12 protein-coding genes are annotated in these 15,678 nt (G+C 71.5%); 11 read left to right on the forward strand and 1 reads right to left on the reverse strand.

Going from position 1 to position 15,678, the window contains the following annotated elements:
• The first annotated feature begins 15 nt into the window (after nt 1-15).
• From ABZY33_RS31455 to ABZY33_RS31495, 9 genes are all read left to right on the forward strand, one after another.
• Nucleotides 16-1,305 carry a cytochrome P450 gene (locus tag ABZY33_RS31455; protein WP_356495117.1) on the forward strand — a complete coding sequence of 430 codons (1,290 nt, stop codon included), beginning with the start codon at nt 16-18 and terminating at the stop codon, nt 1,303-1,305.
• Nucleotides 1,306-1,337: 32 nt separating this feature from the next.
• A complete protein-coding gene (locus ABZY33_RS31460) occupies nt 1,338-1,847 on the forward strand; it encodes a DUF3291 domain-containing protein (RefSeq protein ID WP_356495118.1) in 510 nt (169 codons plus the stop codon).
• Nucleotides 1,848-1,880: 33 nt separating this feature from the next.
• Entirely contained in the window at nt 1,881-2,411 is a 531-nt protein-coding gene (locus ABZY33_RS31465; RefSeq protein ID WP_356495119.1) for a DinB family protein, read from the forward strand.
• 33 nt (nt 2,412-2,444) lie between these two features.
• Complete coding sequence (ccrA, locus tag ABZY33_RS31470) at nt 2,445-3,776, forward strand: crotonyl-CoA carboxylase/reductase (protein ID WP_356495120.1); 1,332 nt, start codon at nt 2,445-2,447, stop codon at nt 3,774-3,776.
• Nucleotides 3,776-4,780 (forward strand): ketoacyl-ACP synthase III, encoded by a 1,005-nt coding sequence (locus ABZY33_RS31475; RefSeq protein WP_356495121.1) that lies wholly within the window; start codon nt 3,776-3,778, stop codon nt 4,778-4,780. Before ccrA ends, ABZY33_RS31475 begins: the two co-directional genes overlap by 1 nt.
• Nucleotides 4,777-5,655, forward strand: a complete 879-nt coding sequence (locus ABZY33_RS31480; RefSeq protein WP_356495122.1) for a 3-hydroxybutyryl-CoA dehydrogenase — start codon at nt 4,777-4,779, stop codon at nt 5,653-5,655. The genes ABZY33_RS31475 and ABZY33_RS31480 overlap by 4 nt, the downstream gene beginning before the upstream one ends.
• A 125-nt stretch (nt 5,656-5,780) precedes the next feature.
• Nucleotides 5,781-6,962, forward strand: coding sequence for a macrolide family glycosyltransferase (locus ABZY33_RS31485; protein WP_356495123.1), 1,182 nt, complete (start codon nt 5,781-5,783; stop codon nt 6,960-6,962).
• A 290-nt stretch (nt 6,963-7,252) separates the two neighbouring features.
• A complete protein-coding gene (locus tag ABZY33_RS31490) occupies nt 7,253-8,461 on the forward strand; it encodes a cytochrome P450 (protein ID WP_356495124.1) in 1,209 nt (402 codons plus the stop codon).
• 46 nt (nt 8,462-8,507) lie between these two features.
• Nucleotides 8,508-9,527, forward strand: a complete 1,020-nt coding sequence (locus ABZY33_RS31495) for a 3-oxoacyl-[acyl-carrier-protein] synthase III C-terminal domain-containing protein (protein ID WP_356495125.1) — start codon at nt 8,508-8,510, stop codon at nt 9,525-9,527.
• Between the two features lie 49 nt (nt 9,528-9,576).
• Here ABZY33_RS31495 and ABZY33_RS31500 read toward each other — a convergent pair whose 3' ends face one another.
• Complete coding sequence (locus ABZY33_RS31500; protein WP_356495126.1) at nt 9,577-10,329, reverse strand: SDR family oxidoreductase; 753 nt, start codon at nt 10,327-10,329, stop codon at nt 9,577-9,579.
• Nucleotides 10,330-10,521: 192 nt separating this feature from the next.
• Here ABZY33_RS31500 and ABZY33_RS31505 point away from each other — a divergent pair, with 192 nt between their 5' ends.
• Together ABZY33_RS31505 and ABZY33_RS31510 are read left to right on the forward strand one after the other, a co-directional pair.
• Entirely contained in the window at nt 10,522-12,183 is a 1,662-nt protein-coding gene (locus tag ABZY33_RS31505) for a family 1 glycosylhydrolase (protein WP_356495127.1), read from the forward strand.
• 145 nt (nt 12,184-12,328) lie between these two features.
• Nucleotides 12,329-15,678 (forward strand): beta-ketoacyl synthase N-terminal-like domain-containing protein (locus ABZY33_RS31510; RefSeq protein ID WP_356495128.1); only part of this gene is annotated, 3,350 nt, incomplete at its 3' end.

Raw genomic sequence — 15,678 nt, forward strand, 5'->3', positions numbered from 1 at the left:
CGAAGGGCGCCGACCATGCTCTCGCTCGACACACTCGACATCACCGACGAACAGGCCTACGCGGACCGCGGGTACCCCTATCCGGAGTGGGAGCTGCTCCGCCGCCAGGAGCCCGTCTTCTGGTACGTGCGGCCCGGTTTCGAACCGTTCTGGGTCGTGACCAAGCACGAGGACATCGCCTGGGTCTCGCGCAACACCAAGCTCTTTTCCAGCGCCCAGCGGGTCACCGTCGACACGGCCGACGCCGTGGAGATGCTGGAGGCCGAACTGGAGCAGCGGGCCCAGATGTTCAGCCACAGCCCCACCGACCCGCCCGCGCTGTCGTACATGGACTCCCCGCGCCACCGGCACCTGCGCCAGATCATGGCGCCGTGCTTCACCCCCAAGGCCGTCAAGGCCCTGGAGGAGCGCTTCACCGGCCTCGCCACCACCTACGTACAGGAGTTCGCCGACCGGATCGAGCAGCACGGCAGCGCCGACGTCGCCCGGCACCTGGCCGCGCGGCTGCCGGTCGCGGCCATCTGCGAGCTGGTCGGGGCGCCCGTCGAGGACTGGGACTCCATCTTCGACTGGACCGAGGGCACGACCGCCGCCGCCGACCCCGAGTACCGGCTCGACGGCGAGGACGCCGAGGCCGCCTTCCGGCGCAACATCACCGCACTCAACGGCTACGTCGCCGGCCTGGCCCAGCAGCGCATCGCGGCGGCGGACCCAACCGGCACCGATGTGCTCAGCCGGCTGGCGGTCGGGCGCGTGGAGGGCGAGCCGCTGGCCTTCCACGAGATCCTCTACGCCGTCTTCAACCTGCTGGTCGCCGGTATCGGCACCACCCGCAACGCGACCACCGGCGGTATCCAGGCACTGCTGGAGCACCCCGACCAACTGCGCCTGCTCGTCGACGACCCCTCCCTGGTGGACCGGGCCGTGGAGGAGATCCTGCGCTGGACCACGATCGCCGTGCACTTCGTGCGGACCTGCACCCAGGACACCGAGCTGCGGGGCCGGCGCATCCGCAAGGGCGAGACGGTCGCCCTGTGGTACCCCTCCGGCAACCGGGACGAGGACGTCTTCGACGACGCCCACCGCTTCGACATCACGCGGGAGCACAACCCGCAGATCGCCTTCGGCGGCCACGGCGAGCACGTCTGCCTCGGCTCCCACCTCGCGCGGCTGGAACTGCGGGCCGTACTCCGTGCGGTCCTGCCGCTCCTTGCCGACCTTGAACTCGTACGCGAGCCGGACTCGAGCGTTCTTCATCTACAGGTTGCTGAAATCAAACGACTGGTCGTGCGACGCAAGAAGTGAGACGACGCCACCGCTGTGAATCCGGAGACACCGTGTCGAACATCCCCAAGTCCCTGCACGAGTTCGCCGCCGGCGACGAATCCGACCTGCAGATCGTCGTCCCCTGGACGGGCCCGGCCATCGACCCCGAGACCGGCGCACTGCGCGAGCCGCTGCCCGACTCCTACCTGGTGGCCACGTCCGTGGGCTGGCCCAAGCCCGGGAACGAGGAGATCGGCGGCGAGCTGAACGCGGCGATCCTGACGGAGCTGTGGCAGCGCGACGGGCTGCTCGCGGCCACGCTGGCCATCTCGCAGCAGTCGTGGAACGCCGCCCGCAACCTGGTGCTGTGGCGCGACAAGGAGGCCCTCGACGGCTTCCTGTACTCGGAGGCCCACCTGGCGGCCGCCCGGCGCACCAAGGGGCTGATGTTCGACTGGGAAGGCACGAACTGGACCGGTACCTCCACGACGGAGCTGCCGACCTTCGCCGAGTCCAGGGACCGGCTCGACGCGGCGCGCGCGCAGGGCCACAGCAAATTCCACTCACCCGGCCGGTCCTGACCGCACGACCACTTGAGAAAGGAACGGCAGCAGATGACGCAGAGCACCCTCACCCCGGTCCCCCAGGCCGTGGGCCTGCACCTGGCCCAGGCGCTCGACGTGGGCTACGACCTGGTGCTCACCCTCACCGACGGCTTCGACGACGAGACCGCGCTCCAAGCGCCCGACGGACACAAGCCGCTCGTGTGGTTCCTGGGCCATCTCGCCTGTGCCAAGGACTACTTCTCCACCCTCCACCAGGGCACCCCCAAGGCCGTGACCGAGGAATTCTCCGACAACTTCGCCGACGGCACCGACACGGACTTCACGTACGTGCCGCCGCTGGCCGAGATGGTCGAGATCTACCGCACGGCGCATCAGCGGATCCGCGACTTCGTCGTCGGCCTCGCACCCGAGGACTTCGCCCGCCGCTCCGCCCTGTTCCCCGACGGGAACATGGGCGAGTACGCCGAGCAGTTCGCCACCCTGGGCAAGGCGCTCGCCCTGACCCAGATGCACGACTCCTTCCACGCCGGCCAGATCGCGCAGCTGCGGCCGGCGCTCGGCATGGATTCCCTGGTCTGACCGACACCACCGAACCGACGAAGGATGGTTGTCATGGATGCTCTGTCCGAGGCCGTCAGGCGGGGGGCACCCGCCGACGAACTGGCGAGTCTGCCGGTTCCCGAGACCTACCTGGCGGCGCACACCCGCGTCGAGGACACCGGCATGTTCCTCGGCGTGGAGGACAAGGACGTGCGCAAGTCGTTGCACGTCGGTGAGGTACCGCTGCCGCAACTCGCGCCGGACGAGGTGCTGGTGGCCGTCATGGCCAGTTCCATCAACTACAACACCGTCTGGTCCGGGACCTTCGAGCCGCTGCCGACGTTCGACTTCCTCAAGGCGTACGGCAGACGGGGCCGCTGGGAGGCGCGCCACGACCAGCCCTACCACGTGCTCGGCTCCGACGCCGCGGGCGTCATCGTCCGCGTCGGCGAGGGGGTGCGGCGCTGGCAGATCGGCGACCACGTCGGGGTCAGCCCCATCCAGGTGGACGACCAGGAGGCGGCCACCCACGACGACGGCATGCTCGGCGAGGGCCAGAAGGCCTGGGGATACGAGACCAACTTCGGCGGCCTGGCGCACTACGCGGTCGTACGGGCCAGCCAGCTCGTGCCCAAGCCGGCCCATCTGACCTGGGAGGAGGCCGCGTCCACCACCGCCTGTGCGGGCACGGCCTACCGCATGCTCGTCAGCGACCGGGGCGCCCGGATGAAGCAGGGCGACGTCGTGCTCATCTGGGGCGCGGCCGGCGGCCTCGGCGTCTACGCGGTGCAGCTGGTCAAGCACGGCGGCGGCATCCCCGTCGGCGTCGTGGGCTCCGAGGAGAAGGCCGAACTGCTGCGCAAGATCGGCTGCGATGTCGTGATCAACCGCGCCGAACTCGGCATCGGGGACGACGACGGATCCGACCCCGCCAAGGTCGTCGAGGCGGGCAAACGACTGGGCCGGATCATCCGCCGGGAGACGGGTGAGGACCCGCACATCGTCTTCGACTACGTGGGCCAGGCCACCTTCGGCATCTCGATGTTCGTCCTGCGCCGCGGCGGCGCCATCGTCACCTGCGGTTCCAGCACGGGCTACCACCACCGGTACGACAACCGGTACCTGTGGATGAAGCTCAAGCGCGTCATCGGCTGCCACGCCGCCAACCTCCAGGAGCAGTGGGAGAGCAACCGGCTGATCGACATGGGCCGGGTCATGCCGATGCTCTCGCGGACCTATCCGCTGGAGCAGATCGGTGACGCCGGCCGGCTGGTGCAGGAGAACCAGCACATCGGCAAGGTGGGCGTCCTGTGTCTCGCCCCCGAGACGGGCCTCGGCGTCACCGATCCTGACAAGCGCGCACGGATCGGCGAGGACCGGCTCAACCCGCTGAGGGAGCTGTGATGCCGGGCCGTCCCATCGGCATCCTCGGGACCGGGTCGCAGGTGCCCGCGGGCGAGCTGGGCAACGCCGAACTCGCCGAACGCTTCGGTGTCACCACCGAGTGGATCGAGCGCAAGACCCAGATCCGCTCGCGCCGGCACGTGACCGGTGAGCAGAAGCCGTCCGACCTCGCGCTCACCGCGGCCCGCCGGGCACTTGAGGCGGCCGGCGTGACGGCGGACCGGATCGACGTCCTCATCGTGACCACCACCACCGGTGACAGCCCCCTGCCCCCGGTGTCCTGCCTGGTGCAGGCCGGTCTCGGCGCCCACAAGGCGGCCTGCTTCGACCTCAACATCGGGTGCAGCGGCTTCGTGCACGGCCTCGCCGTGGCGCAGGCCATGCTGTCCGTCCGCCCGCAGGGTCACGCCCTGGTGATCGGCGCCGACGCGTGGTCGCGGTTCACCGACCCGCTGGACCGCAGCACGGCGGTGCTGCTCGCCGACGCCGCCGGCGCGGCCGTGCTGGGGACGGTGGACGAGCCGTACGGCATCCTGGACTCCGATCTGATCGGCCACGGCGACCGGGCGGACCTGCTCGTCATCGAGGCCGGCGGCAGTGCGCTCCCGGCCTCCCACGAAACCGTCGACGCCCGCCGGCACTTCCTGCGCATGAACGGGCGGGGCGTGACCGAGTTCGTGCTGGACCAGGTGCCCCCTTCCGTGAAGGAACTGCTCGGCCGTACGGGCGTGGAGCCGGGGGAGGTCGCCCACTTCGTGCCGCATCAGGCCAACGGCGTCCTGCTCGGCAAGCTCGCCCGGGAGATGGGACTGCACGAGGCCCGCGTCCACAGCACGCTGGAGCGGTTCGGGAACTCGGGCGCCGCGTCCCTGGCGGTCACCCTCGACCACGCGGTCCGCGCCGGTGAACTGAGCACCGGAGACCTGGTGCTGCTGTGCGGATTCGGCGGCGGCATGGCGGTCGGCAGCAGCCTGCTGCGCTGGCACACCGGAGGCTCCTCGTGAGCGGCGCCGGCGCGACGCCGCCCGTCACCCGGGTCGGCGTGGTGGGCTGTGGAGTGATGGGCGCGGGGCTGGCCGAAGTCTGCGCCACCCCGGGCCGGGAGGTCCTCGTCGCCGTCACCTCGCAGCGCTCCCTGACCGCGGGCCGGGCGCGGCTGACCGGCTCGCTCGACCGGGCCGTGGCCAAGGGCAGACTCACCGGGCAGGACCGCGACGGGATCCTGGGCCGCGTCGCCTTCACCCAGCACCTCGCCGACCTCGCCGACCGGGACCTGGTCATCGAGGCGGTCTCCGAGGACGAGCAGACGAAGCTGAAGCTGTTCGGCGAACTCGACGGCATCGTCCGCGACCCCGACGCGGTCCTGGCCTCGAACACCTCCTCGCTGCCCGTCGCCAAACTGGCCATGGCCACCGCCCGGCCGCAGCGGGTGATCGGGATGCACTTCTTCAACCCGGTACCGACGCTCGCCCTCGTCGAGCTCACCGGTTCGCTGCTCAGCGAGGAGTCCGCGCTCGCACGCGCCGAGCGGTTCGTGCGGGAGGCGCTCGGCAAGGAGGTCATCCGCAGCCGGGACCGGGCCGGGTTCGTGGTCAACGGGCTGCTCGTGCCCTATCTGCTGTCCGCGATCAGAATGCTGGAATCCGGTCATGCCTGCGCCGAGGACATCGACAAGGGCATGGTGCTCGGCTGCGCCCACCCCATGGGACCGCTCCGGCTCGCCGACCTCATCGGCCTCGACACCTTGGCGGCAGTGGCGGCCGGACTTTACGAGGAGACGAAGGAACAGCTTTTCTCGGCGCCCGCGCTGCTCTCCCGGATGGTCGAGAGCGGCCTGTACGGGAAGAAGAATGGGAGGGGATTCTACAGTTACCGCTGAAGCATGGCCGGGCCGTCGGCCGAAAATGGCCTGAACGAATGGGCCCGGGTGGACGCGGGAGTTCCGCCCGCGATAGTTTCTGGGGCCTTGCTCCATGTGAAACGAGTTCAGCAGAAGGAGACTTGATGGCGCACATCGCATTCTTCAACTTCCCGGCGGTCGGCCATGTGAACCCGACCCTGGGGCTGTTGAAGGAGCTGGTCAAGAGGGGACACCGGGTAACCAGCACGGCCACCGACCACTTCGTTCCCGCGGTCGAGGCGGCCGGCGCGGAGGCGGTGCGCTACGAGTCCGTCTTCGGTGAATTCTACCGAAGCCCTTACACCGCGGAGGCGCTCGAGGGCGAGGGTCTGCGGTGTCTCGCCGAAGCCACTTTGCTGGCCGACCACGTGGAGGCCCACTATCAGGACGACAAGCCCGACCTGATCGTCCATGATTTCATGGCGTGGGGCGCCCGGTTCTACGCATCCCGGCACAATATCCCGACCGTCCGGCTCTTTCCGACGTACGGCGTCCACGAGAAATTCAACATCAACGACAAGTACCCGTTGGTGCAGCACACGGATGCCAAGGTCATGGAAATGTTCGGGAAGCTCGGCGAGGTTCTCCCCGAATTCGGCCTGTCGCCCGACCCGATGGCCTTCTTCCAGGACGTCGCGCCGCACAACATCGTCTTCCTGCCCCGCGACTTCCACTACGAGGGCGACAGCTTCGACGAGCGCTTCGTGTTCGCCGGACCGAGCCTCGCGGACCGCAGCGCCTACCAGGGCAGCTGGCAGCCGGCCTCCCCGGACCGGCCGCTCCTGCTCATCTCCCTCGGCACCGCCGCGACCGGCTGGCCGGAGTTCTTCCGGACCGCGATCGAGGCCTTCGACGGTTCGCAGTGGGACGTGGTCATGGCCGTCGGCGACCACCTCGACATCGCCGAACTGGGCACCGTGCCGGCGAACTTCACCGTGAGCAGGCACGTCCCGCAGCTCGACGTGTTGCAGCACGCGGACCTGTTCATCACGCACGGCGGCATGAACAGCACCATGGAATCGCTGTACTACGGCGTACCGATGGTGGTCATCCCGCAGATGAACGAGCAGAAGGCCAACGGCATGCGGGTCCAGGAGCTCGGCCTCGGCCGCCACCTGGCAGCCGCGGACACCACCGTCGCCACCCTGCGCCAGGCCGTCTCCGACGTGGCCGGCGCCGAGGAGGTGGCTGCCGGCGTCAAGGAGATGCAGGCCGCCATCCGCGCCGTCGACGGCCCCCGGGTGGCCGCGGACACCGTCGAATCCTGTCTGACGAGCGCCGGCTGAGCGGTCACCCCGCACCGGCCGCACTCCGTCCGTCGCCCCGGCGCCCGCGCCGGGCGGACAGCCCTTGCGGTGGAGATCCCACCGGACGGAGCGACGAGCACGGCCCTCCGTACCCGGCACCGACCTGCCGGGTACGGAGAACCCCAAGGCCCGCGTCCGAAGGCTCACAGCCGAGGACGCGGGCCTTCGCCGTGCCCGGGAGCCAGCCCCGCTCGAGCCTCCCGCTAGGCCCCGTCACGACAGTGGATGAGCGGCCCCCCACCCGGACCCCTGGAGAGACGGAGCGAACGGTGCCCCACACGCAGTGCCCCGCGATCAAACTCCCCACCGAACGCCCCTCGATCTTCGATCCGCCCGCCGAGCTCGGACAGCTCCGGCAGCAGGACCCCGTCACCCCCCTGGCCTTCCCGGACGGACACGTCGGCTGGCTGGTCACCAACTTCTCCGCCGCACGCACGGTGCTGGCCGACCCGCGCTTCAGCGCACGCCAGGAGCTGCACCACCACGCCCCCTTCGACCACCCCTTCGGTGACCAGCCGATCTCCCCCGCCGAACCCGGCTTCTTCATCGGGATGGACCCGCCGGACCACAGCCGCTATCGCAAACTGCTCACCAAGCAGTTCACCGCGCACCGGGTGAAGCAGCTCGTCCCGAGGATCGAGGAGATCGTCGAGAAGCGGCTCGACGCGCTGGAGGCCGCGGGACCGGGCTCCGACCTGGTGGCGCACTTCGCCGTGCCCATCCCGACCATGATGATCTGCGAGCTGCTCGGTGTCCCCTACACCGAACGGGACATGTTCCGGCACGACGCGGCGACCTTCTTCCGCCTGGACTCCACCCAGGAACAGGCCGAGGGCGCCTACGCCAGCATGCTGCGCTACCTCGGCGGCCTGGTGGCGCGCAAGCGGGCGGAGCCGGGCGGGGACGACATGCTCAGCGGCCTCCTGGACGGCAGCGACCTGTCCGACGAGGAGATCGCCGTCGTCGCCCTCGTGGTCCTGATCGCGGGCCACGAGACCACCTCCAACATGCTCGGACTCGGCGCGTTCACGCTGCTGAGCAACCCCGAGCAACTGGCGCGGCTGCGCGCCGACCCCGCCCTGGCCGAGGCGACCGTCGAGGAGATGCTGCGGTACCTGCCGCTGTTCCGGTCCGGCCTGATGCGCACCGCCCTGGTCGACCTGGAACTCGAGGGCCGGCAGATCAAGGCCGGCGAGTGCATGGTGGTGCACCTGTCCGCGGCCAACCGCGACCCCGAGCGCTTCGACGGCGACCTGGACCGCCTCGACGTGAACCGCAGGTCCACCGGGCACCTCGCCTTCGGCCACGGCGTGCACCAGTGCCTGGGCCACCAACTCGCCCGTGTGGAACTCCAGATCGCCTACACGGCCCTGCTGCGCCGCTTCCCCGGTCTGCGCCTGGACGTACCGGCCGACGAGGTGCCCCTGCGCAACGACATGGCGATCTACGGCGTGCACAGCCTGCCGGTCACCTGGTAGCCGTCCCGACCGGGCCGGCTCGGACTTCCCACGGCAAGGAGAGAACATGGGTTTCGGCGTGAGCGCGCTCGGCTACCAGCTGGGCGAGGAGGTGCCCGTCCTGGACGTGGCCGCCGAGTACACCGACGACATGGAACGGGTGCGCACCTACGCCAGCCGCTTCATGCACCGCAGCGCGCCCGGCGTCGGCCTGACCGACCTCTCCTACGAGGCCACCCGCAAGGCACTGGACGGAGCGGGAGTGCGGGCCGGCCAGATCGACCTGCTCGTCCTGGCGGTGACCGACCTCACCGAGTACCTGTACTGGGACGCGGCGGCGAGTCTGCTGCACCGGCTGGGCGCGGACGGCGCCGAGGCGGTGCTGCTGACCCAGGCGTGCTCGTCCGGAGTCGCCGGATTCGACCTGGTGGCGGGCAAGTTCGCCACCCACCCCGAATACCGCACCGCCGTCGTTGTCGCGGCCAGCCGCGTCGCCGAGCCCTACTGGAACCGGCTGGAGACGGGCGCGGGCTGCTTCTCCGACGGGGCGGTGGCCGCGGTGGTCCGCCGCGACCACGACGAACTGCGCTGGCGCGCCGGAGAGATCACCACCGACGGCACCCACGTCGACTTCTTCCGGCTGGAGGCCGGTGGCGCCGCGGTACCGTTCGGCACTCCGGAGGCCGCGGCGGCGCCGCCGCGTGTGGGCGGCATCGAGGATGTCAAGGCGTACTTCGCCAACGACACCGAGCGGATCTCGGCCTTCGGCACCCACGCCCGGGAGCAGTACCGGCTGGTGGTCGAGCGGGCCTGCAAGCGGGCCGGGATCGGCTTCGACGACCTGCACCGGCTCCTGCTGCCGTTCGACAACCAGCCCGCCATGAGCGGCCTGATCAGCGCGCTGGGCTTCCCGCCCGAGCGCACCAACCTCGCGCTCGCCGCGGACTACGGCCATCTGGGCGCCGCCGACCCGCTGTTCGCGCTGGCCCGCGAGGCCGAGTCGGACACGCTCCGCCGCGGCGACCACGTCGCGCTCGCCGCGGTCGGGCGCGGCATGAGCTGGGCCTGCGCCCTCTTCGAGGTGTGAGAGTCCGTGCGCGGGCCCCCGGCCGCTGCCGGGGGCCCGCGCACGGCCCTCAGGTCAGGGACAGCCCCCCGTCCACGGCCAGGACGGTGCCGTTGGCGTACGCCCCTTCGGGCCGGCACAGCTGCACGATCCACCACGCGATGTCCTGTGCCCCGCCCACCCGGCGGGAGGGAGTCTGCCCGGCCACCGACGCCAGCAGCTCCTCGTACCCCTCGTCGGACATTCCCGAACGGACCGCGAAACCGGTGTCGACGACGCCCGGCGCGACCCCCACGCACCGGATCCCGCGCGGGGCCAGCTCGACCGCCCAGGTCCGGGTGAGGAAGTCCAGTGCCGCCTTGGTCAGACCGTAGACGGCGTTCTGCGGCCACGCCCGGCGCCCCAGTGAACCCGACGAACTGACGTTGACCACCGTCCCGTTGGTCGCCGCCAGGGCGTCCAGCGCACGCTGCACGAGGAAGACCGGGGCCAGCAGATTGGTCTCCAGCTGGGCGGTGACCGCGGCCCGGTCGAGGGTGCCCAGCGCGCCGAACCGCTGCTGTGCGGCGTTGTTCACCAGCACGTCGATGCGTCCGAACGCGCTCAGCGCCGCCGAGACCACGGCCTCCGGCGCGCCGTCCTCCTGGAGGTCCGCCACCAGGGGCTCGATGCGGTCGGACCCGGCCGCCGTCGCCTCCAGCGTCTTCGCGGAGCGGCCCACCACCAGCACCCGGGCACCGGCCTCGGCGAACGCGCGGGCGGTCGCCCGCCCGATGCCGGAGCCCCCTCCGGTGACCACAACCGCCTTCTGCACAGCACTCATCGCCTCGCCCGTCCCGTCTCGTCCGGTCCTCGGATACGCGGCCCACTGTGCGAGCCCGGTCTCCAGGACGGCTGGAGGCCCGTTCGAGCAGCCGTCGAGCGGGCGGCGCCACCGTGGGGCGTTCGGGGGACTGGCCTCATACCTCATGCGGTGCGACCCGTGTCCCATCCCACCACTCACCTGGAAGGCACCGTGAAGCGAATCCTGAAGATCGCGGGCGTTGTCCTGACGCTGGGCCTGCTGGCACCCGCCACCACGGCCGACGCGACCTCCGACACCACCGCCGCGCACCGGCACCGCGAGAGCGGCTTCCACCGGATCGGATCGCTGACCGCCCCTTCGGGCAAGGGCAGTTTCAGATTCGGCGTCTCCAGCTCCGCCACGCAGATCGAGGACCAGAACACCCGGACCGACTGGTACAAGTGGAGCCGGCCCGCGCCCGAGGGGCTGGGCAAGAGCCCCTTCGTCGGCGACGGCGTCCAGGGGTACAGCAAGGCCATCGACGACATCGGCCTGCTCCAGGACCTGCACGTCGACTCCTACCGCTTCGGTATCGAGTGGGCCCGCATCGAACCCGAGCGCAATCGGATCGACGAGGCCGCGCTCGACCACTACAGCGAAGAACTCGACGCGCTCATCGCCCGCGGCATCCGGCCGATGATCGTCATCCACCACTTCGCCAACCCGGTCTGGGTCGACAACCCCGAGGACCCGGGCTGCGCGAACGGCCCCTCCGACACCAACCTCTGCGGACTCGACCACCCCCAAGGCGGCCCGCTGGTCGTCAAGGAGATGGCCCAGCACGCCAAGCTGCTCGCCGAGCGGTTCGGCGACCGGGTCGACGAATGGGCCACGGTCAACGAACCCATGGTCTACATGCTGTTCTCGCATGCCTACGGCGCGGGCCCGCCCGGCAAGGCCGACCTGACCACCAACTTCGCCACCAAGTTCGTGCCGGCCGTCCGCGAGTACATCGACGCGCACGCCGCGATGTACAAGGCCATCAAGCGCTACGACCGCGTCGACGCCGACCATGACGGCCGCGCCTCCGCCGTCGGCCTCACCGCCAGCGTCAAGCAGTACGTGGCCGTCCGCGACGGCCGCACGAGCACGGACCCCCGTGACATCGCCGCCCGCGACCGCTTCCGCTACTTCTTCGAGCTGAACTTCCTCAACTCGCTGGCCAAGGGCAGCTTCGACGCCGACTTCGACGGCACCGCGGACGAGGCCCACCCCGAGTGGAAGGGCACGATGGACTGGCTCGGCATCCAGCTCTACGACCGCACCGGCGTCTCCGACCCCGGTGACGCCGCGCCTTCCCTGCCCGCCCCCATCAACGCCACCGTCTGCGGTACCCCGCCGTGCCTGCCGCAGCTCGACCCCTCCTACTTCGTCCCGGCGATGGGGTACGAATCGGACCCGGACGGCCTCTATCCCGTCCTGAAGGACTTCGCCGCCCGCTACCCCGGCGTCCCGCTCCTCGTCAGCGAGTCCGGCATCGCCAGCGAGTCCGGCAAGCGCCGCGCCGAGTTCACCGTGCGCGCGCTGCAGCAGATCGAGCGGGTCCGCGCGGAGGGCGTCGACGTCCGCGGCTACTACCACTGGAGCCTGCTGGACAACTTCGAGTGGCTCATGGGCTACAGCGCCCGCTTCGGCCTCTACTCCGTCGACCGCACCACCATGGAACGCACCCCGACCGAGGCCGCGACCGTCTACTCCGCCATCACCCGGGCCCGGGCCCTGCTGCCCGCGATCCGCAAGACCTACGGCGGCAGCGGCCCGCTCACCCCCGAGCCCGGCGGTGCCACCTCCGCGGCCCCGGAACCCGCCGTGGTGACCGGCCGCAGGGACTGACCACGGCTCCAGCCGGTCTCCAGGACGGCCACCGAGGGTGGCACGGGCGACGCGCACGGCCAGTGCCACGTCCGCCGCGGGCGGCTAGTGCCCCGTCCGCCGCGGGCGCGGGTCCTTCGCTTCAACGAGCTTCGAGGATGAGCAGATGAGCTATGCCCAGGTGACCACCGGCGAGGACCAGGCTGCGACCACCACCGCGGACCTCACGGCCTTCCTGCGCACATCGGTGGCGGAACTGCTGGACATCCGCCCGGACGCCGTCGACGCCGACCGGCCCCTGCGCGACCTCGGACTGGACTCCGTACGGCTCATGGCGCTCGTCGCCGCCCTCGCCCGGCACCTCGAACGCCCCGTGCCCAGCTGGGTGGTGTGGCAGCACCCCACCATCACCGGCATCGCCGCCCACCTCACCGGCGCCGCACCGGCCCCCGGGACACCGGCCGGGCGGGGCCGGCCCGCGGACGGCGAGCCCATCGCCGTCGTCGGCCTCGGCTGCCGGCTGCCCGGCGGCGTCGAAACGCCGCAGGACCTGTGGCAGGCCCTGTGCACGGACCTCGACGCGATCCGCGAGGTGCCCGCCGACCGCTGGAACGCCCAGGAGTGGCTCGACCCCGACCCCCGCGCCCCGGGAAGGACGACCACCCGCTGGGGCGGCTTCCTCGACGACGTCGCCCGCTTCGACGCCGGACTGTTCCGCATCTCGCCCGCCGAGGCCCGGCACATGGACCCCCAGCAGCGCATGGCGCTGGAGGTCTCCTGGGCCGCCCTCGAAGACGCCCGGATCGTCCCCGGCACCCTCGCGGGCACCCGCACCGGCGTCTTCCTCGGCACCATGGCGCAGGAGTACCACCTGGCCACCGGCGCCGACCCCGACACCATCGGCACGCACTCCGCCGTCGGCTGGGACAACTCCATCATCCCCGCGCGCATCGCCTACAGCCTCGGCCTCCAGGGCCCGGCCATGGCCGTCGCCACCGCCTGCAGCTCCTCCCTCACCGCCACCCACCTCGCCGTGCGGAGCCTGCGCAGCGGCGAGAGCGACCTGGCCCTGGCGGGCGGCGTCAACGTCATGCTGCACCCCCACACCACCGTCGCCATGACCAAGTTCGGCGGACTGAACCCCGACGGCCAGTGCCGCGCCTTCGACGCCGGCGCCGCCGGGTACGTCCGCGGCGAGGGCTGCGGCGTCATCGTCCTGCGCCGCCTGACCGACGCCCTCGCCGCCGGCGACCGCGTCTACGCCGTCATCCGCGGCAGCGCCGTCAACAACGACGGCGCCTCCAACGGCCTGACCGCACCCAACCCGCAGGCCCAGGCCGACGTCCTGCGCACCGCCTGGCAGGACGCGGGCGTCGACGCCAAGGACGTCTCCTACGTCGAGGCGCACGGCACCGGCACCCTCCTCGGCGACCCCGTCGAGGCCGAGGCACTCGGCACCGTCTTCGCACCCGGACGCACCGAGCCCCTGCGACTGGGCTCGGCCAAGACCAACTTCGGGCACCTGGAGCCCGCGGCGGGCGTCGTCGGTCTGCTCAAGACCGCGCTCGCTCTCCACCACGGCGAACTGCCCGCCAGCCTCCACTTCGACGAGCCCAACCCGCACATCGACTTCGAGCGCTCCGGACTCCGCGTCGTCGCGCGGCGGGAGCCCTGGCCCGCCGCCCGCCGCCGCTACGCCGGTGTCAGCGGATTCGGCTTCGGCGGCACCAACGCCCACATCGCCATGGAGGAGGCCCCAGGCCGCGGCCGCGGCCTCGTCCCCCTCACCGCCGACGGGGAAGAAGCACTGCGCGACGCCGTCGCGCAGCTCGCCGCGGGCACCGCGCCGGCCGCCCCCGACGAGACGGCCGGCCACCGCGCCGTCGCCGTCCTCACCGGCCCCGCCACCGTCGACCTCCTCGCCGGGCCACAGCCCACCGGGGAGCGTCCCCCGCTCGCCTTCTTCTTCTCCGGGCACGGCTCGCAGTGGCTCGGCATGGGCCGGGACCTGCTCGCCGAACCCGCCTTCCGTGCCGCGCTCGCCTCCTGCGACGACGCCGTACGCCGGTGCACCGGCTGGTCGGTCACCGATGAACTGCTCGCCGACGCGTCCCACTCCCGGCTGCACCGTACCGACGTCGTCCAGCCCGTGCTGTTCGCCGTCCAGGTGGCACTGGCCCGCACCCTGAGCGCCTGGGGTCCGCAGCCCGACGCGGTCTTCGGCCAGAGCGTCGGCGAGGTCGCCGCGGCCGTCGTCGCCGGAGCCCTGCCGCTCGACGAGGGCGCACGGCTGATCACCACCTGGTCCGCGCTGGTCGCCGAACGCGCCTCGGGCCACGGCGCCCTCATCGTCTGCGACCTCACCACCGACGAGGCCGGGGAACTCACCCGGGACGACAGCGACATCTCCGTCGCCGGACACCTCGCGCCCGGCCAGGTCTGCCTCTCCGGCCCCACCGACGCCGTCGCCGCCCTGGAACGCGAACTGTCCGCGCGCGACGTACGCACCCTGCGCGTCAATATCGACTACGCGTCCCACAGCACCGCGCTGCGGGACCTCGCCCCCGAACTCGTACGCCGCCTCGGCCCGCTGCGCACCGGCCGGGCCACCGTCCCGTTCTGGTCGACCGTGCTCGGACAACAGGTCGACGGAGCCGGACTGGACGCCGCCTACTGGGCCCGCAACATGTGCGAGCCGATGCTGCTGGCCGAAACCGTCACCGCGCTGGCGCGCACCGGCCGGGCCGCCACCCTCGGGCTGCGCGTCGCCGAGATCGCCCCGCACCCCGTCGCCCAGCGCTCCTTCGAACGCACCTTCGCCGCGCTCGGCGACGCCCGCTCCGCCGCCCTGACCACCATCCGCCGCGACCGGCCGGCCCGCCACGGCCTGGAGGAACTCGCCGCCCGGCTGTGGTGCGAGGGACACAGCGTCGACTGGGCCGCCGTCCACGGCCGTCAGGGGCCGGCCGCACCCAGAACCCCCGTCACGCTCACCGTCTCCGGCAAGACCGAGGAGGCCCGCGCCCGCAACGCCGCCCAGCTCGCGGCCCACGTGGATGGCATGCCCGGACAGAGCCTCCTGGACGTCGCGTTCACGGCCGCTCAGCACCGGACGCGATTCGAGTACCGGGCGGCCGTCACAGCCGCCTCGGCCGCCGAGGCGGTGGAGGGGCTGCGGGCGCTGGCCGAGGGGCGGTCGCACCTGGATGTGGTGGAGGGTTGCCCGGCGGGGGGCGGCACGGCGGTGTTGTTCACGGGTCAGGGCAGTCAGCGGCTTGGGATGGGGCGGGCGTTGTATGGGGCGTTTCCGGTGTTCCGGGAGGCTTTTGATGAGGTGTGTGGGGCGCTTGATCCGTATTTGAGGGTGCCGTTGGGGCGGGTGTTGTTGGCGGGTGTGGGTAGTGCGGATGCGGGGTTGGTTCACGAGACGGAGTTCACTCAGCCGGGGTTGTTCGCGGTGGAGGTGGCGTTGTTCCGGTTGTGGCAGGCGTGGGGTGTGGAGCCTGTTGCGGTGGC

This window comes from Streptomyces sp. NPDC006552 (genome assembly GCF_040611655.1).
Taxonomy (GTDB): Bacteria; Actinomycetota; Actinomycetes; order Streptomycetales; family Streptomycetaceae; genus Streptomyces.

Bases quoted from the DNA above. Each gene is read 5' to 3' on its own strand.
- ABZY33_RS31455 (WP_356495117.1), top strand. From the start codon at position 16: ATGCTCTCGCTCGACACACTCGACATCACCGACGAACAGGCCTACGCG.
- ABZY33_RS31465 (WP_356495119.1), top strand. From the start codon at position 1,881: ATGACGCAGAGCACCCTCACCCCGGTCCCCCAGGCCGTGGGCCTGCAC.
- ccrA (WP_356495120.1), top strand. From the start codon at position 2,445: ATGGATGCTCTGTCCGAGGCCGTCAGGCGGGGGGCACCCGCCGACGAA.
- ABZY33_RS31475 (WP_356495121.1), top strand. From the start codon at position 3,776: ATGCCGGGCCGTCCCATCGGCATCCTCGGGACCGGGTCGCAGGTGCCC.
- ABZY33_RS31485 (WP_356495123.1), top strand. From the start codon at position 5,781: ATGGCGCACATCGCATTCTTCAACTTCCCGGCGGTCGGCCATGTGAAC.
- ABZY33_RS31495 (WP_356495125.1), top strand. From the start codon at position 8,508: ATGGGTTTCGGCGTGAGCGCGCTCGGCTACCAGCTGGGCGAGGAGGTG.
- ABZY33_RS31500 (WP_356495126.1), bottom strand. From the start codon at position 10,329: ATGAGTGCTGTGCAGAAGGCGGTTGTGGTCACCGGAGGGGGCTCCGGC.